Origin of the sequence: Komagataeibacter melomenusus (genome assembly GCF_013155395.1) — a bacterium.
GTDB classification, from domain to species: Bacteria; Pseudomonadota; Alphaproteobacteria; order Acetobacterales; family Acetobacteraceae; genus Komagataeibacter; species Komagataeibacter melomenusus.
The window spans coordinates 180,210-198,870 of record NZ_JABJWC010000001.1 but is presented as its reverse complement, the minus strand read 5'-3'; the positions used below and the strand labels follow the sequence as shown (position 1 = coordinate 198,870).

21 protein-coding genes and 1 tRNA gene are annotated in these 18,661 nt (G+C 66.4%); 11 read left to right on the top strand and 11 right to left on the bottom strand.

Annotation, left to right across the window (positions count from 1 at the left end; translation table 11 throughout):
* The 4 genes from HNW77_RS00985 to HNW77_RS00970 form a co-directional block, all read right to left on the bottom strand.
* The coding region (locus tag HNW77_RS00985; RefSeq protein ID WP_275942123.1) for a 1-deoxy-D-xylulose-5-phosphate synthase N-terminal domain-containing protein at positions 1–238 on the bottom strand (238 nt) is incomplete at its 3' end.
* 5 nt (positions 239–243) lie between these two features.
* The gene (locus tag HNW77_RS00980; RefSeq protein WP_172154508.1) at positions 244–1,131 is read right to left on the bottom strand and encodes a polyprenyl synthetase family protein; all 888 of its coding nucleotides are present in this window, start codon (positions 1,129–1,131) and stop codon (positions 244–246) included.
* 56 nt (positions 1,132–1,187) lie between these two features.
* The gene (locus HNW77_RS00975) at positions 1,188–1,418 is read right to left on the bottom strand and encodes an exodeoxyribonuclease VII small subunit (protein WP_078524161.1); all 231 of its coding nucleotides are present in this window, start codon (positions 1,416–1,418) and stop codon (positions 1,188–1,190) included.
* 100 nt (positions 1,419–1,518) lie between these two features.
* Entirely contained in the window at positions 1,519–1,785 is a 267-nt protein-coding gene (locus HNW77_RS00970) for a sulfurtransferase TusA family protein (RefSeq protein ID WP_172154506.1), read from the bottom strand.
* Positions 1,786–1,908: 123 nt separating this feature from the next.
* Here HNW77_RS00970 and HNW77_RS00965 point away from each other — a divergent pair, with 123 nt between their 5' ends.
* A complete protein-coding gene (locus tag HNW77_RS00965; RefSeq protein ID WP_172154504.1) occupies positions 1,909–2,817 on the top strand; it encodes an ROK family protein in 909 nt (302 codons plus the stop codon).
* 24 nt (positions 2,818–2,841) lie between these two features.
* Here the strand turns inward: HNW77_RS00965 and HNW77_RS00960 are convergent, their stop codons facing one another.
* Positions 2,842–3,615: an RlmE family RNA methyltransferase gene (locus tag HNW77_RS00960; RefSeq protein WP_172154502.1), complete on the bottom strand. Its 774-nt coding sequence runs from the start codon at positions 3,613–3,615 to the stop codon at positions 2,842–2,844.
* Positions 3,616–3,627: 12 nt separating this feature from the next.
* Positions 3,628–4,758: a Ppx/GppA phosphatase family protein gene (locus HNW77_RS00955; protein WP_172154500.1), complete on the bottom strand. Its 1,131-nt coding sequence runs from the start codon at positions 4,756–4,758 to the stop codon at positions 3,628–3,630.
* Between the two features lie 168 nt (positions 4,759–4,926).
* On the opposite strand from HNW77_RS00955, the gene HNW77_RS00950 reads away from it, so the two are divergent.
* A tRNA-Gln gene (locus HNW77_RS00950) sits at positions 4,927–5,000 on the top strand.
* A 69-nt stretch (positions 5,001–5,069) separates the two neighbouring features.
* Here HNW77_RS00950 and HNW77_RS00945 read toward each other — a convergent pair.
* Together HNW77_RS00945 and HNW77_RS00940 are read right to left on the bottom strand one after the other, a co-directional pair.
* Positions 5,070–6,173, bottom strand: a complete 1,104-nt coding sequence (locus HNW77_RS00945; RefSeq protein ID WP_172154498.1) for an AbrB family transcriptional regulator — start codon at positions 6,171–6,173, stop codon at positions 5,070–5,072.
* A 154-nt stretch (positions 6,174–6,327) separates the two neighbouring features.
* Positions 6,328–7,056: an SDR family NAD(P)-dependent oxidoreductase gene (locus HNW77_RS00940; RefSeq protein WP_172154496.1), complete on the bottom strand. Its 729-nt coding sequence runs from the start codon at positions 7,054–7,056 to the stop codon at positions 6,328–6,330.
* Between the two features lie 217 nt (positions 7,057–7,273).
* Here HNW77_RS00940 and rpmI point away from each other — a divergent pair, with 217 nt between their 5' ends.
* From rpmI to lpxB, 6 genes are all read left to right on the top strand, one after another.
* Positions 7,274–7,477: a 50S ribosomal protein L35 gene (gene rpmI / locus HNW77_RS00935; protein WP_007400447.1), complete on the top strand. Its 204-nt coding sequence runs from the start codon at positions 7,274–7,276 to the stop codon at positions 7,475–7,477.
* 14 nt (positions 7,478–7,491) lie between these two features.
* Positions 7,492–7,848, top strand: coding sequence for a 50S ribosomal protein L20 (gene rplT / locus HNW77_RS00930; RefSeq protein WP_014104634.1), 357 nt, complete (start codon positions 7,492–7,494; stop codon positions 7,846–7,848).
* A 180-nt stretch (positions 7,849–8,028) separates the two neighbouring features.
* Positions 8,029–9,099 (top strand): phenylalanine--tRNA ligase subunit alpha, encoded by a 1,071-nt coding sequence (gene pheS / locus HNW77_RS00925; protein ID WP_172154494.1) that lies wholly within the window; start codon positions 8,029–8,031, stop codon positions 9,097–9,099.
* Positions 9,100–9,102: 3 nt separating this feature from the next.
* On the top strand, positions 9,103–11,565 hold the full coding sequence (pheT, locus tag HNW77_RS00920; protein WP_172154492.1) for a phenylalanine--tRNA ligase subunit beta: 2,463 nt from the start codon (positions 9,103–9,105) through the stop codon (positions 11,563–11,565).
* Positions 11,546–12,568 (top strand): phosphate ABC transporter substrate-binding protein PstS, encoded by a 1,023-nt coding sequence (pstS, locus tag HNW77_RS00915; RefSeq protein ID WP_172154490.1) that lies wholly within the window; start codon positions 11,546–11,548, stop codon positions 12,566–12,568. Before pheT ends, pstS begins: the two co-directional genes overlap by 20 nt.
* A gap of 97 nt (positions 12,569–12,665) precedes the next feature.
* Entirely contained in the window at positions 12,666–13,892 is a 1,227-nt protein-coding gene (lpxB, locus tag HNW77_RS00910; protein WP_241694204.1) for a lipid-A-disaccharide synthase, read from the top strand.
* Here lpxB and HNW77_RS00905 read toward each other — a convergent pair.
* From HNW77_RS00905 to ygfZ, 3 genes are read right to left on the bottom strand one after another with little or no spacing between them, the layout of a single operon-like run.
* Positions 13,834–14,058 (bottom strand): hypothetical protein, encoded by a 225-nt coding sequence (locus HNW77_RS00905; RefSeq protein ID WP_241694203.1) that lies wholly within the window; start codon positions 14,056–14,058, stop codon positions 13,834–13,836. The genes lpxB and HNW77_RS00905 overlap by 59 nt on opposite strands.
* 7 nt (positions 14,059–14,065) lie before the next feature.
* On the bottom strand, positions 14,066–14,482 hold the full coding sequence (gene hisI, locus HNW77_RS00900; RefSeq protein WP_172154486.1) for a phosphoribosyl-AMP cyclohydrolase: 417 nt from the start codon (positions 14,480–14,482) through the stop codon (positions 14,066–14,068).
* A 44-nt stretch (positions 14,483–14,526) separates the two neighbouring features.
* Positions 14,527–15,357, bottom strand: coding sequence for a CAF17-like 4Fe-4S cluster assembly/insertion protein YgfZ (ygfZ, locus tag HNW77_RS00895; protein WP_172154484.1), 831 nt, complete (start codon positions 15,355–15,357; stop codon positions 14,527–14,529).
* An 84-nt stretch (positions 15,358–15,441) separates the two neighbouring features.
* On the opposite strand from ygfZ, the gene HNW77_RS00890 reads away from it, so the two are divergent.
* The 3 genes from HNW77_RS00890 (at position 15,442) to HNW77_RS00880 (ending at position 18,661) form a co-directional block, all read left to right on the top strand.
* Positions 15,442–16,359 (top strand): glycosyltransferase family 9 protein, encoded by a 918-nt coding sequence (locus HNW77_RS00890; RefSeq protein ID WP_172154533.1) that lies wholly within the window; start codon positions 15,442–15,444, stop codon positions 16,357–16,359.
* Positions 16,360–16,560: 201 nt separating this feature from the next.
* On the top strand, positions 16,561–17,256 hold the full coding sequence (locus HNW77_RS00885; RefSeq protein ID WP_172154482.1) for a hypothetical protein: 696 nt from the start codon (positions 16,561–16,563) through the stop codon (positions 17,254–17,256).
* A gap of 40 nt (positions 17,257–17,296) precedes the next feature.
* Positions 17,297–18,661, top strand: coding sequence for a PQQ-like beta-propeller repeat protein (locus HNW77_RS00880; RefSeq protein ID WP_172154480.1), 1,365 nt, complete (start codon positions 17,297–17,299; stop codon positions 18,659–18,661).

The window sequence follows — 18,661 nt, the reverse complement described above, 5'->3', positions numbered from 1 at the left end:
CGGCAGGGGTGTCGAACACGGCATGGAGTGCCACGGTCAGTTCAACCACGCCCAGCGAGGCACCAAGGTGGCCGCCGGTGGTGGACACGGTATCGATCGTCTCCGACCGCAGTTCCTCCGCAAGCTGCCTGAGCTGCTCGACCGAGAGGTTGCGCATGTCGTGCGGCCACTGCACCCGGTCAAGCTGGGCGTAGCGCCCGAGGGTGGGGATGGTGGAGGACGTGTTGCTCTCGCTCATGTCGATCAGTTCCTGCGCTCGACCACGTAATGCACCAGGTCACGCAGGCGATCCGCCTCTGGCCCGAAGATGTCGATATGGGATTCGGCCTGCTCCGCCACGCGGCGGGCCTCGCGCGCGGCCCCCTCAACGCCGAGCAGGGCGACATAGGTGGACTTGCCAGCCGCCTCGTCCTTGCCTGCGGTCTTGCCGAGTTCCTCGGCGCTGGCGGTGGCATCGAGCACGTCATCGGCAATCTGGAAGGCGGCGCCAAGGTCGCGGCCATAGGCCGAGATGCGCTTGCGCACGTCATCGCTGGCCTGGCCAAGGATGGCCCCGGCCTCGGCGGCGTAACGGATCAGGCAGCCGGTTTTCAGCGCATGCAGGCGGGCGACTTCCTCAAGCGACAGGGCGCGGCCTTCGCCTTCCATGTCGATCATCTGGCCACCCACCATGCCAGCCGCACCCGAGGCATCGGCCAGCGCGCGCACGAGGTTGATGCGCACTTCGGCCGAGGCATGGGTGAGCGGATTGGCCAGGATGTCGAATGACATGGTCTGCAGCGCGTCACCGGCCAGGATGGCGGTGGCTTCATCGAACTTGCGGTGGGTGGAGGGCTGGCCGCGGCGCAGGTCGTCATCATCCATGGCGGGCAGGTCGTCATGCACCAGGGAGTAGGCATGCAGCATCTCGACCGAGGCCGCGACGCGGTCGGCCGCATCGGTGCTGGCCCTGAACAGGCTGGCCACTTCGGCCACCAGGTAGCCGCGCAGGCGCTTGCCGCCACCCAGCGTGGCATAGCGCATGGCATCGATCAGGCGGGCCTCGCCACCTTCCACGCGTGGCAGCAGGCGGTCGATCATCGCCTCGATGGCGGTGGCGCGCGCGGACATGGATGCACGCAGACGGACCATGCGATCCGTTCCGTCTGTTTGGGACGAGGGTGCTGTTGTTTGGCTCATCTGGTGCATCAATCCATTGGTTTCGTTTCCAGCGCGCCATCGGCACGCTGGACAATCGCCTGAACGCGGGCCTCGGCCTCGTCCAGTTTCTTCTGACAGTACTGTCGCAGGGCGGCGCCACGCTCATAGGCGGTGATCGCATCTTCCAGCCGCAGCTGGCCGACCTCAAGCTGGCGCACGATGGCTTCAAGTTCGGCCAGAGCCTCCTCGAAGGAAAGGTTGGTCAGGTCATCGGTCATGTGGGCGCGGCACTTCCTGCAATAACGGGGCTGGCGGAGGCATTACATCCTTGAAGGCCCTCCTGCCAAGGGGACAACGCGTTTTACGCCATTTTGGAGTCTATGCCGAGGCCGGTGGCGCGGGGGCGGCAGGCGTGGTGTCGGGCCTGCGGCGGATGACGAAGGAAAGCGTGCCGCCTTCCTCGCCAAAAGCGATGAGGGCGTGGCCCGTTTCGCGGCAGAAAGCCTGGAAATCCGCAACCGAGGCCCGGTCGGTCGCGATCACGCGCAGCCGCGCGCCCGGTGGCAGGCCGCGCAGCATGCGGTTGGCCTTGAGCACGGGCAGGGGGCAGGTCAGGCCGCGCGCGTCTAGCAGGATTTCACTCATGGGTGGCCATGCCTCCTTGGTGGTTGGCAGCTATGCCCTTGCATCAGGGTTTGATGTTGCGTGCAGGTACGATCATAAAAGCAAATGCGCCACTGATAAAACATGATGAAAGAAAGACTCCGGATGGCCGACTATCGTATTGGAATTGATTTTGGCGGGACCAAGATCGAAATAACCGCCCTCGGCATGGATGGTGCCGAGCTTCTGCGCCGCCGCATTGCCAATCCTGGCAACTATCCTGCGGCCATCGCGGCCATGTGCGACCTGATCCGGGGCGTTGACCACGAACTCGGGGGCACCGGCACGGTCGGAATCGGCATTCCCGGCTCCATCAGCCCCGATACGGGCGTGATCAAGAACGCCAATGCCACATGGCTCAACAACCAGCCCCTGATCGTGGACATGACGGCTGCGCTGGGCCGTGCCGTGCGCATCGAGAACGACGCGAACTGCTTTGCGCTGTCCGAGGCGATCGATGGGGCAGGGGCGGGCCATCACAGCGTGTTTGGCGTGATCATCGGCACCGGCATGGGCGCTGGCATCGTGATCGACCAGAAACTGCTGATCGGCCATAACCACATTGCGGGGGAATGGGGGCACGTGCCGCTGCCCTGGCCGCGCATCGAGGAATTTCCCATGCCCAAGTGCTTCTGCGGCAATGAAGGGTGCATGGAGCGCTTTCTCAGCGGCTCGGCGCTGGCGCAGGACTGGAAGGGCCCCGGCCACCGCAGTGCCGCCCATATCGAGCAGGAGGCCGAGGCAGGCGACCTGACCGCCATCGGTGCGCTTGACCGCTACATGGACCGCATGGCCCGCGCCTGCGCCATGGCCATCAACTTCATGGACCCCGACATCATCGTGCTGGGCGGCGGCGTGTCGAACCTTGATTCAATCTATGACCGCGTGCCCCGCCTCATGCGGCGCTATGTCATCACCCCCAACTGCACCACGCCCATCGTGCGCAACAGGCATGGTGACAGTTCTGGCGTGCGGGGGGCCGCATGGCTGTGGGATGATCACCGCGCCGCATGACGGCCCGGTGGGGGGAGGGCCGTTTCAGCCTTCCCCTTCGCCTTTCGCTTCCATGCCCCGGAAGCCCGTGGCCACGACGTAAAGCTCGCTGGATTCCTTGCGGCTCGCGGGGGGCTTGGCGTGGCGCACCTGCGTGAACAGGCGCTTGAGTTCGGCCAGCATCTGCTTTTCCGATCCACCCTGGAACACCTTGGCCACGAACGCGCCGCCGGGGGCGAGGATGCGCGTGGCAAAATCCAGCGCGAGTTCGGCCAGGCCGATGATGCGCAGGTGATCGGTCGGCGCATGGCCCGTGGTGTTGGGCGCCATGTCGGACATGACCACGTCGGCCCGGCCGCCGAGCCGTTCCGTCAGGCGGGCGGGCATGTCGGGGTCGTTGAAATCGCCTTCGATGATGGTGGCCCCCGGCACGGGGTCAACCGGCAGCAGGTCCACGCCCACCACCTCGGCAGCACCCCGCTTGACTGCAACCTGTGTCCAGCCGCCGGGTGCCGCGCCAAGATCGACGACGCGCGTGCCGGGCGTGATCAGGTGAAAGCGGTCATCGAGTTCGATCAGCTTGAAGGCTGCGCGTGAGCGCCAGCCCTGTTTCTGGGCGGCCTGCACGTAGGGGTCGTTGAGCTGGCGCTGGAGCCAGCGATGCTGGGCGGTGGTGCGCCCGCGTGCCTTCTTTACGGTTACGGTCTTGGTGCGGTTGGACTGGGCGGCCTGCCCGTCGGCCGCGCTGTCACCCGTGCCGGGGGTCAGACTGCTGGTACGGGCCTTGCCCGGAATGCGGGTAGTGGAACGCTGCTTCATGACGGGACGCGGTCAGGGACTGACCTGGTGCTCCAAACGATTGTACAGGGAAAAGGAAGGCGGCGCGGTGGCTGGGGCCGCCTGTCGCCTGCGGTTGCCAATCATGCGTAAAAGCAGCCCGTCGCGCAATCCCCGGTCGGCCACGGTCACGTCCGGCATGGGCCATGTGGTGACGATGGCCTCGAATATGGCGCAGCCCGGCAGGATGTAGCGTGCGCGCTCCGCCCCGATGACGGGATTGCGCACCAGCCCCTCGAGCCCGCCTGCGCGCAGGGTGTCGATCATGCCAAGCGCCCGGGGCACGGACAGGGCCGAGCCATCAATGCTGGCCCGGTCGTAACGGTCCTGGCCCAGGGCCAGGCTGGCCAGCGTGGTCACGGTGCCGCTGGTGCCCAGCAGCATGACGTTCTGGCGCGCGATTTCACGCGCGATGCAGTGCACATCGTCAAAGCCGCGCAGCACGTCGCTGATTTCGGATACGACGCCGTGGTAGCCCCGATCGGTAAAGATGTCGGCGCCATGGCGCTCGGCCAGGGTCATGATGCCCACCGGCAGGCTGACATAACCCGAAAGGTCATGCCGCCGGGCCTCGCGGTCGATGCGCGCCCAGGCGATCTCGGTCGAGCCGCCGCCAATGTCGAACAAGAGCCCGCGGCTGGTGCCCGTCCGCCCGCCCTGCAGCAGGGAGGTGCAGGCCGCAAGGGCGAGTTCGGCCTCCTCCCGCGCGGAAATGACGGATATGTCGAGCCCGGTCTCGTGCAGTACGCGGCCGATGAACTCCATGCCATTGGCCGCCCGCCTGCACGCCTCGGTGGCGATGGCGCGGTGGCCTTGCAGGTCATACAGCCCCATGCGCGCCACGCAGGCCCGAAGGGCGGCGAGGGTGCGCTCCATCGCGGCATCGGCGAGTTGGCCCGAATGGTGCAGCCCTTCGCCCAGGCGCACGGCGCGGCTGAAGCTGTCGATCACGCGCAGGCCATGCTCGCCCGCGCGGGCAATGAGCAGGCGGCAGTTATGGGTGCCGAGATCAATGGCGGCATAAAGCGGCGCGCGCATGAGGCGGCGGTGCATGACGGGCGGCCGGGGCGCAATCCCTGCCGGCTGGCGTATCTTTGCACTGGACGGCTGCTGGACCATGTTCATCCCAAACCCGTTTGGCGGCCAAGGTATTACCTATTGTGTTAAGTGTTCTGCGCAAAACGCAAGACAAAAGAGAAAAGTTTATAAAAATGCGCAGCAGGGGGTTGCGCCCCCCAAAACGGGCGGGTATATGCCTGATCACCGCAGCGCATCGCGCCGCTTTCTCCTTGCTGGGGGATAGTTTAGCGGTAGAACTACCGGCTCTGACCCGGTCAGCCCTGGTTCGAATCCAGGTCCCCCAGCCAAAACTTCCCTTAAAAATTGGTCTTACCTACACAGTCTGCTTCCGGCAGGGCTGCTTTTTGTGATTCCGGCTACCGTTCAACCCAGCGGCTGAGCGTGCGGGCCAGAAAGGGGCCGGTAAACAGCACGAGCACGAAGCGCACGGTCTGCATGGCCATCACGAAAGGCATGTCAACGCCCGGCGTGGTGGCGGCGATGATGGCCACGGTATCTTCGCCACCGGGGCTGGTGGCCAGATAGGCCGTCAGCACGGAGACGTGCCTGACGCGGGCGAGTGCAAGCGCCATCAGGCCGCAGCCGCCAAGCATCAGCATGATGGCCAGCATTATATAAGGGAACGCGCGCGCGGCATAACGCAGCGTGGCGCGCGTAAAGCGCAGGCCGATGCCCCAGCCCAGTACGGCATAGCCAATGGCCAGAAACCACGGCGGCAGCTCGATCGAGAGCAGTCCCGTATCCTGCAGCGCCGTTGCCACGATGAGCGGGAGCATGAGTGCTCCGGCTGACAGCCGCACGACATGGGCCAGGCTGACACCGGCCACGATGACGCCCGCCGTCTCGGCAAAGGCGGCCCATGACGTGGGCATCGACCAGAACGCGGTGGTTGTGTCGGCCATGACCGGGGTGGCGCCATGCGCCATGACCGTGGCGGCCACGGCAACGGCGGCGGCGCGGAAATATTGCATGAAGGCAACAAGCCGCATGTCCGCGCCATAGCCCTGCGACATCAGCGTCATGACCGTGGCCGCCCCCGGCGAGGCACCCCACAGGGCCGTGCTGCCGGGCAGCACCTTCCATCGCGCCAGGCTAAAGCCGATCAGGGTGCACAGCACGATGACGCACATCACCCCGCCCAGGAAAAGAGGCCCTTCGCCCATTACTTTTGAAAAGATGCTGACCTGAAGGCTACAGGCGATCATGCACCCCACAATGCCCTGTGCCAGTAAAAAGGCAGGGTGCGGAATGGGCAGGTGGATCTCCCTGACCGCGAGCACCACGGCTGCGAACATCGGCCCGAGCAGGATGGCGGCAGGCAGGTGCAGGTAATGCAGCGGAACGGTAAAAAGAACCGACAGGCCAAGCAGGCCGCACCATGTCATGCCCGTGCTGCCGTGCCGGAATGAAAGGTGTCTGGCAGCAGGTTTCCGGGCAAGGGCGGGTGTTCTGTCTGGCATGGAATTTTCCGATCGGACGCAGGTAGGCATGAATGCCACGTTTCATCCTGAGCGGATACGGTCTCGCGGTGTCGCCGGGGTGAAAGGCCTTGCGGGCCGATGGGGCATCCGGGGCCGGACGGCGTGGTCGTGCCGCCCGGACCTCCGGGGCCGCTCAGGCGGTGATGCCGCCATCGGTCGTCAGCGCCGAGCCGGTGATGAAACCGGCCTGCGGGCTGGCAAGGAACGAGACCACGGTGGCGATATCGCTGACCTGCCCGTATTCCTTGTGGCACATGAAGCTGCGCAGCAGGTCGGCGGCAGGCCCGGTGGCGGGGTTCATGTCGGTATCGATCGGGCCGGGCTGGACCACGTTGATGGTGATGCCGCGCGGGCCGAGATCACGCGCGGCCCCCCGGGCAAACCCGTTCAGCGCCGCCTTTGAGGCCGAATAGAGCGAAATGCCGGGGAAGGGGGAGCGATCGGCAAAGGCCGAGCCGATCAGGATGATGCGGCCACCCTTCGTCATGTGGCGCGAGGCCTCGATGGCCTCGATCATCACGGCGCGCACGTTCAGGCCCAGCACGGCATCGACCTGCGCGTCGGTCATCTCGCTCACGTCGCCATGGGGGTACACGCCGGCGTTGCACACCAGCGCATCGATGCGGCCAAGATCGCGCACAACCTGCTGGATCGCGGCACGGTTGCCATTGCCTTCGCCATCGCAGCAGATGGCCATGGCGCGGCGGCCCATGGCCCGGATTTCGGCCACGGTTTCCGCGGCGGCCTTTTCATTGCGGGCGTATGAGATGGCAACATCATATCCGTCACCCGCCAGCGCCTTGGCAATGCCCGCGCCAATGCCGCGGCTGCCGCCGGTTACGTAGGCTACGCGTTGGGTCATCTTGTTTTCCTCCCGGTTATTATGGTGCTTTTTCCTCCTACAGCATGGGGCGGGCAGGGGAAAGCACGCTGCGGGCCATCAAGGGGGTTGATCGGGAATGCCAGGTTGTCTATAGCCTGCCTGTTCGCGCGTCCGGGCCTGTAGGGCATGCCCGGCCGCAATGGCGTTCCTGCCTGTAACGGGGCAGGGCGCAGCCTTTAACCTTAAGGAGAAGCAAATGCCCAAGATGAAGACCAAGTCATCGGTCAAGAAGCGGTTCAAGATCACCGCCACCGGCAAGGTGCTGGCAGGTCCCGGCAACAAGCGCCACGGCCTGATCAACCGCTCGCAGAAGATGAAGCGCACGAACCGTGGTTCGCAGGTGCTGACGGAAATGGATGGCCGCACTGTAAAGCAGTGGGCCCCCTACGGCCTGGCATAAGGAGCACCTGAGATATGGCACGTGTAAAACGCGGCGTAACGACGCTCGCCCGTCACAAGAAGGTTCTGGCAGCTTCCAAGGGCTTCCGGGGTCGTTCCTCCACCAATTACCGCATCGCGCTGGAACGTCTGGAAAAGTCGCTCCAGTACGCCTACCGCGATCGCCGCAACAAGAAGCGTGAGTTCCGCGCCCTGTGGATCCAGCGCATCAACGCGGCCGTGCGCGAGCATGGCCTGACCTACAGCCGCTTCATCAACGGTCTGGACAAGGCTGGCATCGAGATCGACCGCAAGGTTCTCGCCGCCATCGCCTATGACGACGCGGCAACCTTTGCCGAGATCGTGAAGAAGGCGCAGGCCGCTCTGGCCTGATCCCTGTTCCCGCCCGTGTGGCGACAGGTCCACGAAACGGGTCGTCCGCAGGGGCGGCCCGTTTTGTTTTATACGATGCCCGCGCGCCCTTGCGGTTGCGGGCGCAGACACGCGCCGGGTCTGGTGGCCAGACTGCTGCCCCTGCCAGCCCGCCCGATTTGAGAGCCTGTGCGAGGTGCTATGAGTGACGATCTCGAAACCCTGAGGGAACAGACAGTTCAGGCACTCGCTGCCGCGACCGACCAGCGCGAATGGGACGCCGTGCGCGTGGGTACGCTGGGCAAGTCGGGCAAACTGACCGCGCTGCTCAAGGAACTCGGGCGCATGACGCCCGATGAGCGTCGCGCCCGCGGGGCCGCCCTCAACCGCCTGCGCGATGAACTGACCCGCCTGATCGAGGCCCGTGGCCAGGAACTCGAGGCCGCCGCGCTCAACGCCCGCCTCGCCGCCGAGCGCGTGGATGTAACATTGCCCTGCCCCCCCGAGGCCAGCGGGCTGCTGCACCCCATTACCCGCACCATTGAGGAAATGGCCGCCATTTTCGGCGCCATGGGTTTCCAGGTTGCCGAAGGCCCGGATATCGAGAGCGACTGGCACAACTTCTCGGCGCTCAACACCCCCGCCCATCATCCCGCCCGGACCGATCAGGACACGTTCTACCTGCCGCCCGAGGCCGAGGGCCAGCCCGAGCGCGTGCTGCGCACCCAGACATCGGGCGTGCAGATCCGCACCATGCTGGGCCAGGAGCCGCCCATCCGCATCATCGCCCCCGGCCGCACCTACCGCGCCGACCATGATGCCACGCATTCCCCCATGTTCCACCAGTGCGAGGGGCTGGTGATCGAGAAGGGGATCACGCTCGGCCACCTCAAGGGCTGCCTGTCGGACTTCCTGCGCGCGTTCTTCCAGATGCCGGACCTGCCGGTGCGTTTCCGCGCCTCCTACTTCCCGTTCACCGAGCCGTCGATGGAAATCGACATCGGCTGGTCGCGCAAGACCGGCCAGATCGGCGCGGGCGATGACTGGCTGGAAGTGCTGGGCGCGGGCATGGTCCACCCCCGCGTGCTGGCCAATTGCGGGCTGGATGCGCGGCAGTGGCAGGGCTTTGCCTTTGGCATGGGCATCGAGCGGCTGACCATGCTGCGCCATGGCATTCCCGACCTGCGCTCGTTCTATGAAAGCGATATCCGCTGGCTGCGCCATTACGGCACCAGCCCCCTGTCTCCCGCCCTGCTGCACGAAGGTCTGTGATCGATGAAGTTCTCCCTGTCCTGGCTGCGCGAACACCTTGAGACCACCGCAACGCTGGAAGAGATCACCGGCACGCTGAACACCATCGGCCTGGAGGTGGAAGGCGTGGAAGACCCCGGTGCCGCGCTGGCATCCTTCCGCACCGCGCGCATCATCGAGGCCGTGCAGCACCCCAATGCCGACCGCCTGCGCGTGTGCCAGGTCGATGCGGGCGCAGGCTTCGAGCGCGTGCAGGTCGTATGCGGCGCGCCCAATGCGCGCGCAGGGCTGCATGTCATCTTTGCGCCGCCGGGCACACATATCCCGGCCTCCGGCATCACCATCAAGGCAGGCAAGATCCGTGGCGAGGCCAGTGGCGGCATGCTGTGCTCGCTGCGTGAACTCGGCCTTGGCGAGGACCATGACGGCATTGCCGAACTGCCCGAGGGCACGGCGCCGGGCCAGTCCTACCCGCTCTTTGCCAAACTTGATGATCCCGTGATCGATATCGCCATCACCCCCAACCGGGGCGATGCGCTGGCCGTGCGCGGTGTGGCGCGTGACCTGGCGGCGGCAGGGCTGGGCAGGCTGAAGCCCTGGCTGGTCGATACGGTTGAGGGGCAGGGCGATAGCACGATTACGTGGCGCATCACCTACCCCGAGGCCTGCCCGTGGGTGCTCGGGCGCACCATCCGTGGCGTGAAAAACGGCCCCAGCCCGGCATGGCTGCGACGGCGGCTGGAATCGATCGGCCTGCGCCCGATCTCGGCGCTGGTTGATATTACCAATTTCTTCACCCACGACCTTGGCCGCCCGCTGCACGTGTTTGATGCGGACAAGGTTCGTGGCGGTGAACTGACCATCTGCCGGGGCGCGGGCGAGACCTTTACCGCCCTTGATGGCAGCGAACACGTCATGACCCCCGATGACTGCGTGATAGCCGACAGCAGCGGCGTGCTGTCGCTGGCGGGCATCATGGGCGGGGCCGGAAGTGGCGTGAGCGAGGAGACGACCACCGTGTTCGTGGAATGCGCGCTGTTCGACCCCGTGGCCATCGCGCTGGCCGGGCGGCGGCACAACCTGCATTCCGATGCCCGCCAGCGTTTCGAGCGCGGCGTGGACCAGGCCCTGCCACCCGCAGCGCTTGAGGCCGCGACCCGCATGATCATCGAGCTGTGTGGTGGCGTGGCCGATAACGTGGTCTCCGCCGGGGCCGAGCCTGCATGGCAGCGCCAGGCGCATCTGGAATTTGCCCGCCTTGAAACCCTTGGCGGCCTGGTGGAAGAGCCGGACCATGCCGTGCACCTGCTCGAAGGGCTGGGCTTTGAAGTGCGCGAATGCGATGCCCGCCATGTGGTGGTGAACGTGCCCTCATGGCGCAACGACATTGCCATGCCCATGCTGCTCGACCAGCAGCCCGGCCTGCCCGAAGCCCGCGCCAGGGCCGCGGCGGAAGGGGCTGTTACGATCAACCCGGAAGTGGACCTGATCGAGGAAGTGCTGCGCCTGCGCGGGCTCGACAGCGTGCCCGCCGTGTCGCTGCCGGTGCACAGCGCCGTGCCGCAGCCAGCCCTGACCCCCCGGCAGGCCCGCACCGCCAGCCTGCGCCGCACGCTAGCTGCGCGCGGACTGCTCGAGACGGTCGGCTTCTCCTTCGTGGCGCAGGAACAGGCGGCCCAGTTTGGCGAAACGCCTGTCGATCTGCACCTGCTCAACCCCATTGCCGCCGATCTCGACCAGATGCGCCCCACCCCGCTGGTCAACCTGCTGGCCGCGATCAGGGCCAACGTGGCGCGGGGCTACCCCGATATCGGCCTGTTCGAGGTCGGTCCCGGCTTTGATGCTGATGGCCAGCACCTGATCGCGGCCGGTATCCGCAGCGGGCATTGTGCCCGCCAGCCCGGCCAGCCCGCCCGGCCGGTTGACCTGTGGCAGGTCAAGGCCGATGCGCTGGCCGGACTCTCGGTAATGGGGGCTGCGATGGAAGGGCTGAGCCTGAGCGCGGATGCGCCCGCCTGCTACCATCCGGGCCGCTCGGGCGTGATCCGGCAGGGGCCGAAGCTGGTGCTGGGCCATTTCGGGCAGTTGCATCCCGCCCTGCTGGCCGCGCGCGGCATTGATGTGCCGGTGTGTGCGTTCACGCTCTACCCCGATGCCGTGCCCGAGCCCAAGCGGCGGCGCAAGGGGCCGCCCGCGCTCTCGGCTTTCCAGCCGCTCAGGCGTGATTTTGCGTTTGTGGTGAGCGCGGACGTGACGGCGGAAAAGCTGCTCAGGGCCGTAAAGGGCGCGGAACGCAACCTGATCGTGGCCGTCAGCCTGTTTGATGTGTATGAAGGCGACAAGGTGCCTGCGGGCCACAAGTCGCTGGGCATCGAGATAACCCTGCAGCCGATGGACGGAACCCTGACCGATGCGGAGATCGAGGCTGTGTGTGACCGGGTGGTGGCCGCCGCGCATAAAAGCTGCAATGCCGTCCTGCGCGGCTGAGCGGCGCGGCTGGGGGCTGGGGCTGGCAGCAATGCTGGCCGTGGCCAGCACGCCCGCCCTTGCTACCGACATAACGGGCGCAGGCTCCAGCTTTGGCGCGCCGATCTATGGCGCGTGGGGGGCAGGGGCGGCAAAGGCCACCGATATCCGCCTCAATTACCAGACCATCGGCTCGGGGGCCGGGCAGAACCAGGTCAAGGCCCGCACGGTGGATTTCGGCGCCTCCGACGCACCCATGACCGCAGCACAGCTTGAGCAGAACGGGCTGGTCCAGTTCCCCACCGTGCTGGGCGCCATCGTGCCGGTGGTGAACCTGCCCGGCATTGATGCCAGCCAGTTGCGCCTGACCGGCCCCCTGCTGGCCGATATCTATGGCGGCGAAATCAGCATGTGGAACGACCCGCGCATTGCGGCGGAAAACCCGGGCCTGACGCTACCCGCCATGCCCGTGGCCCCGGTGCGCCGGGCCGATGGGTCTGGCACCACCTTCGTGTTCACGTCCTACCTTGCCCGCGTCTCGGCGCACTGGGCGCATGAGCAGGGCAGCGGCACCTCGATTGAATGGCCGGTTGGCGAGGGCGCGCGGGGCAATGACGGCATCGCCGCCGCCGTGCGCAATACCGAAGGCAGCATCGGCTACCTTGAATACGCCTATGCGGCAGGCAATCACATGCCCATTGCCCAACTGCGCAATCACCACGGTGATGTGGTGGCGGCGGATGCTGCAAGCTTCCGCCAGGCCGTGACCACCGCCCACTGGTCCGCTGATGCCAGCCGCTCCGCCGATGTGCTTGATGGCGATGGAGCAGGGGCCTGGCCCATCATGGCCGCGACCTATGTGCTGATCCCGACCGACCGCGCCGATACGCCACAGGGGCGGGCGGTGCGGGAATTCTTTACCTGGAGCATGGCGCATGGCAGCGAGGCGGCGGTGACGCTGAACTACGTGCCGCTGCCCGATGACATCCGCGCCAGTATAAGCAGCCTGCTCAAAACACAGTAAACGGCCCCAAAATGGTCAGGGCCAGCATGGGGCAGGGGCAGATATTTTTGCCCCTGCCATTTGCGCCTTTTGTCCCGACACGATAAGCCGGTCTGGCATGACCAAGCCTTCATCCTCCCCTGCGCCCGCTGGCCGTTCCCCCTCCGGCCCGCTCATATGGATCATGGCGGGCGAAGCCAGTGGCGACGTGCTGGGCAGCCGCCTGATGATCGCGCTGCGCCAGTTGCGGCCCGACCTGCATTTTGCGGGCATCGGGGGGGAGCGCATGCACGCACAGGGGCTGCAATCGCTTTTCCCGCTGCGCGACCTTGCGGTGATGGGACTGCTCGAGGTGCTGCCGCGCATCCGCCATCTCTCGCGCAGGCTCGATCAGGCCGTGGCGGATATTGCCGCGCGCAGGCCCGCGCTGGTCATTACCATCGACAGCCCCGGCTTTACCCTGCGCCTGCTGCGCCGGATCGCGCCGCTCTCCATTCCCCGCCTGCATTACGTGGCCCCCCAGGTCTGGGCGTGGCGCGAGCACAGGGTGCGTGAATTCCCCGGCCTGTGGGAGCGCATGCTGTGCCTGCTGCCCTTCGAGCCGGAATTCTTTGCCCGCCACGGCATCGAGGCGCGTTTCGTGGGCCACCCGGTGGTGCAGTCAGGGGCGGATGAGGGGTCGGCGGCAGCCTTCCGGGCGCGTTACAAAATTGCGCCCGATGCGCCCATCCTCGTGCTCATGCCCGGCAGCCGCCGCTCCGAGGCGCCGCGCCTGCTGCCGGTCTTTGGCCGCATGCTGGCCCTCGTGCAGCGCAACAGGCCCGATATCGTGGCCGTGGTGCCGGTCTCGCCCGTTATTGCCGATATCGTGCGCGCGGGTGTGGCCCGGTGGCCGGTGCAGCCCCTGATCGTGACCGATGTGCACGACAAGCATGATGCCTTTGCCGCTGCCTCCGCAGCGCTGACCAAGTCAGGCACGTCCACGCTGGAACTGGCCATGGCCAACGTGCCCATGGCCGTGACCTATCGCGTCAATCCGTTCACGGCGGCCATTGCCCGGCGGCTGATCCGCGTGCCGTACGTGGCCATGGTCAACCTGCTGGCGGGCCACAGGCTGGTGCCCGAACTGCTGCAGGAGCGCTGCACGCCCGAACTGCTGGCCGCCACCGTCGAGCGCCTGCTGGCAGACCCCGCCAGCCGCGACCTGCAACGCACGGGGTTTGCCCATATCCGCGCGGCCCTGCATGGCCCGGGCGAAAACCCGGCCCATGCGGCTGCCCGCGAGATTATTGACCTGCTGGAGGCGGGGCAGGCGGTTGCGCTGGTGCCGCCTGGCCCGGCGTAGCCGGCGCGGTCGCCGCAGGCGGGGAAGCGGGTTCGTTTTCCGAGATCAGGGCATGCATCTCGTTGCGCAGCATGAAAAAGCCCATGAGGACCGTGCCCGCAACAGTAATGCCGATCCAGACCAGCTTGCTGATCTGTTCGCGCTTTTCTTCGTCGTTTTCCTGCATGACCCGTTCAGCCCTTGCCATAAAGTGTTTCAGCCGCGATCTCGGGCTGCGTGATCTCCACGATCCCTTCGGGGCGCAGCGCGTTATAGAAGCAGCTGCGCCGCCCGGTATGGCAGGCAACGCCTTTCTGGTCGACAAGCAGCAGCACCGCATCGCGGTCGCAATCAAGCCGCGCATCCACAAGGGTCTGCACCTGTCCCGATGTCTCGCCCTTGCGCCACAGGCCGTTACGGCTGCGCGAGAAGTAGCATACGCGGCCCGTGCGCAGGGTCTCGTCAAGGGCTGCGGCATTCATCCAGGCCAGCATCAGCACCTCGCCGCTGTCATGCTGCTGGGCAATGGCGGCAATCAGGCCATCGGCATTGAATTTGACGCGCGCGATCATGGCGGCGCGCGTGGTGGAGTCAGGCGGCGTGTAAGGCATGGATATTGACCCTGGAACGTGAAAATGCAGGCGCGCCGGGCGCCTTATTGCGCCCTGGCGGGCAGGCTGAACCACTGCGGCAGATGCACCTGCACCCCATGGCCTGCCGCCACAAGACCCGTATCGTGCAGATGCTCGCTGCGGATCATGGCCAGCCCCGCGCCATCGCGGGAGGAGCGCATCTCGCCTACCGTCTTTTCGCCCGCCATGACGGGCGTGCCCGGCGCAGGCAGGTCGGCATGGGTGGATACGGGCACGAGATGGCGGCGCACCAGCCCCCGGTAGCGCGTGCGCGCGGTCAGTTCCTGGCCCATGTAGCAGCCCTTGGTCCATGAAATGCCATTGAGCTGGTCGAAATTGGCTTCGAGCAGCAGGGTTTTGTCGTTTTCGCAGTCACGCGGCCCGTCGGGCAGGCCAAGGGCAAGGCGGTGGCGGTCATAATCCACTTCATCCGCCGTGGGGTGAGGCGTGGGGTGACCGAGCAGGAAGCGCCAGCCCGCCTGCGCCACGCGCGGGTCGGGGGCGGCAGGGTAGCCTTCGGGCGGGGTGCAGCCTTCGCCCCAGGCCGCATGCACGGCGTAGCCGGTCTCGCCCAGTTCCACCTGCGCGCGCAGGCGGTAGCGCGACAGGCGCTGGCGCAGCATGTCGGTCTGGCTGGCATCGCAGTCAAGCAGCAGGCGCTGGCCCTCGGGGTCGGCAAAAACGAAGAAATCCGCCAGCCACTTGCCCTGGGCGGATAAAAACGCGGTCCACACGGCCCGACCGGGGGCAACCGTGGTCATGTCGTTGGAGACAAGCCCCTGGAGGAAGGAGACGCGGTCAGCCCCTGATACGCTGAGCACGCTGCGGGCGGGGAGGTGAGCAATTCTGGCCATGGCTGCAATCTGGCCACGCCCGCGCCCGCAGGCAAGGGCAAAGAGAGGTTGGCACGCACGCAAAACCTGACTAGCACCGAAAAAATGCACATCCTGTTCATTACATCCACCCGGCTGGGTGATGCCATCCTCTCCACCGGGCTGCTCGATACGCTGCTCAGGCGCTACCCCGAGGCCGACTTCACCATCGCGTGCGGGCCGGTGGCGGCCGGTCTGTTCGCGCACATGCCGCGCCGCGTGCGCACGATCGAGATGGTCAAGCGCCCGCGCAACATGCACTGGGTCGACCTGTGGCGGCAGTGCCGGGGGCGCAAGTGGGATCTGTGCGTGGACCTGCGCAGTTCGGTGGTGAGCTATTTCCTGCGCGTGGGCGAGCGCCATGTCATGCAGGGTGGCCGCCGCAGGGGGCCGCGGATCACGCATATCGGCAACCTGCTCGACCTTGATCCCGCGCCGCTGCCGGTAACATGGACCAGTGCCGCCGAGCGTGACGAGGCCGCGCGCATGCTGCCCGATGACGGCACGCGCTGGCTCGCCCTTGGCCCCACCGCCAACTGGGATGGCAAGATCTGGCCGCCGGAGCGGTTCGTGGCGGTATGCAACGCCCTGCAGGCCGATGATCCGCATCTGCGGCCGGTCATCCTGTACGGCCCCGGTGCTGCCGAGCGCGCCCGTGCCCTGCCGGTGATCGAACGCCTGCCCGATGCGCTGGATACGGGGGGCGGCCTGTCGGTCACGCAGGTCGCGGCCCTGCTGGCGCGGTGCACCCTGTTCATTGGCAATGATTCGGGGCTGATGCATCTGGCTGCGGCCAGCCGGATTCCCACGCTCGGCCTGTTTGGCCGCAGCAAGGCCATGGAATACGCGCCCGCCGGCCCGTGGGGGCGGGTGGCGATGGCGCCCGGCCCGGTGGGCAATGCGCCCATGGAGGGGCTGGGTGTTCAGCAGGTGGTCCTGACCGCGCAGCGGCTCCTGCGCGACTGGCACCACGCGAAACGGTGAAAAAACCGGCTTTTTTGTATTTTTCGCCCGCTTATCGCTGGCGGTGCAAAACAGGCCGGTCTATGTGATCGAACAGGCGGAAATGGGCCGTGGCACGGGCCGGGTGGTTTGCCGTGCCGTGCCAGGCCGGATATGCTGGCCCAGAGATCACGACGCGTAAGGTGCGATGCGCCACGCAAGCGAGCAGGGAACGACACGAACGTGGCTGACGACATCTTCATGGAAGTCGATGAGGAAATCCGGGCCGAACGCATCCGGGCACTGGCGCGGCGCTACCTTGTCGTCGCTGGCGTCGTGGTGGCGGCGGTGTGCATTGGCGCAGGCGGGTGGCAGTATTCCGTCTCGCGCGCCCACAAGGCGGATGCCGCTGTCTCGGCCGCCTATTTCACCGCCATGCAGGATGCCGCCCGCGCGCCTGATGCCATGGGCGCCGATACCAGCCTGACCACCCGGCAGAAAAAGGGCCTGCAGGAGCTTGAAGCGCTTGATGCGCAGGCCCGCCCGCCGCTGCGCGTGCTCGAGCGCATGGAGCGCGCGGCCCTGCTGGCCACGGATGGCAGGCTGCCTGCCGCCCTGGCTTTGTGGGAAGGCGTGAGCCAGGAACACGCGGTCGATCCCACCATTGCTGCGCTGGCCAGCCTGTTGTGGGTGCAGCACCAGATTGACGGCGGTGACCCCGCCACCCTGCGTTCACGCCTGGCGCTGCTTGATGGCGCGGGCCAGCCCTGGCGTGGCCAGGCCATAGAGGCCGAGGCCCTGCTTGACCTGCGGGCGGGCAAGCCTGCCGATGCACGCGCCAAATTCGAGCGTCTGGCCATGGACATGACCATAGCCGATGGCGTGCGCAGCCGCGCCGAAGCCATGCTCCAGACGCTGGGGGGCGACGCTGGTGGCTAGTCCTGACCCCGCATCCTCCACGCCCACCGACAGGAAGACCATGAAATCAGCCCTGAGCCGCCGCCATGTGTTGCTGGGCACGGGAGCGGCGCTGCTGGCCGCGTGTTCCGCCCAACAGAAAAAAGCCCCGCTGCTGATCGGTCACCGTTCGGACGTGCTGCACACCGCCGCTGGCCTGACGGTGGACCCCGAGGAAACGCAGGCCGTGACCGTGCCCGCCCCCACGGCGCTGAGCGCATGGCCGCAATCGGGGATCACGTCCGATCATGGGGGCCGCGATATCGCCTGGGGCCGCCAGATGCGCCATGAATGGACGCATGATATCGGTGCAGGCAATTCCGAGCCGGAATGGCTTTCCTACGTGGCACTGGGCGATAGCGGGCGTGGCATCATCCAGGCGACACCCGTGGTGCAGGATGGCCGCCTGTTCGTGGTGGATGCACAGGGCGTGGTCCGTGCCTATCGCTGGCCCGGCATGCACAAACTGTGGGAATACAACCCCAAGCCGCGCAAGATGATGTCGAACAACCTTGGCGGCGGCATCAGCGTGGACAAGGGCACGCTGTACATCGTCGATGGCATCGGGCAGGCGCTGGCGCTCGATGCCGCCAACGGCAAGCTGAAATGGCGCGTCAACATCCAGGCGCCGGGCCGCTCCGCGCCCACCATCGCCGATGGGCGACTGTTCCTGGGCACGATTGACGAGCACCTGTACTGTCTCGATGCCGAAAATGGCAACGTGCTGTGGACATACGCCGCAACCGCCGCCGATACCGTCATCTACGGCCAGCCCGCGCCCGCCGTGGCCGATGGCGTGGTGCTGGCGGGCTTTGGCTCGGGTGACCTCGTGGCCCTGCGTGCCGAGGGCGGCGAGGTGGTGTGGGCCGACACGCTGGGCAGCACCAACGGCCAGCAGGCGCTGATCGATTTCTCGTGCGTGCATGGCATGCCGGTCATTGCCGATGGCACGGCCTATGCCATCAGCACCGGCGCCGTGCTTGTCGCCATCGACATGCGCTCGGGCCGCAGGCTGTGGGAGCGCGGGATTTCGGGGCAGAACACGCCGCTGGTGATCGGGGACTGGATCTTCCTCATCTCGATGGACCAGCAGGTGGCCTGCCTTGACCGGCTTTCAGGCCATGTGCGCTGGATCACGCAGTTGCGGCAGTATGAGAATTCCGACAAGCAGAAGCGCGGCATCGTGTGGAACGGCCCGATTCTGGCGGGCGGCAAGCTGGTGTTCATATCGAACTTCAAGCAGAACGGCGTTGTCATCATCGATCCGGCGCTGGGGCATATCGACTCCCTGCATGAACTGCCGGCTGAAGTGACGACCGCGCCGATCGTGGTCGATAATACGCTGTTGCTCATGGATAATAACGGCTATCTTCTGGCCTATAGTTAA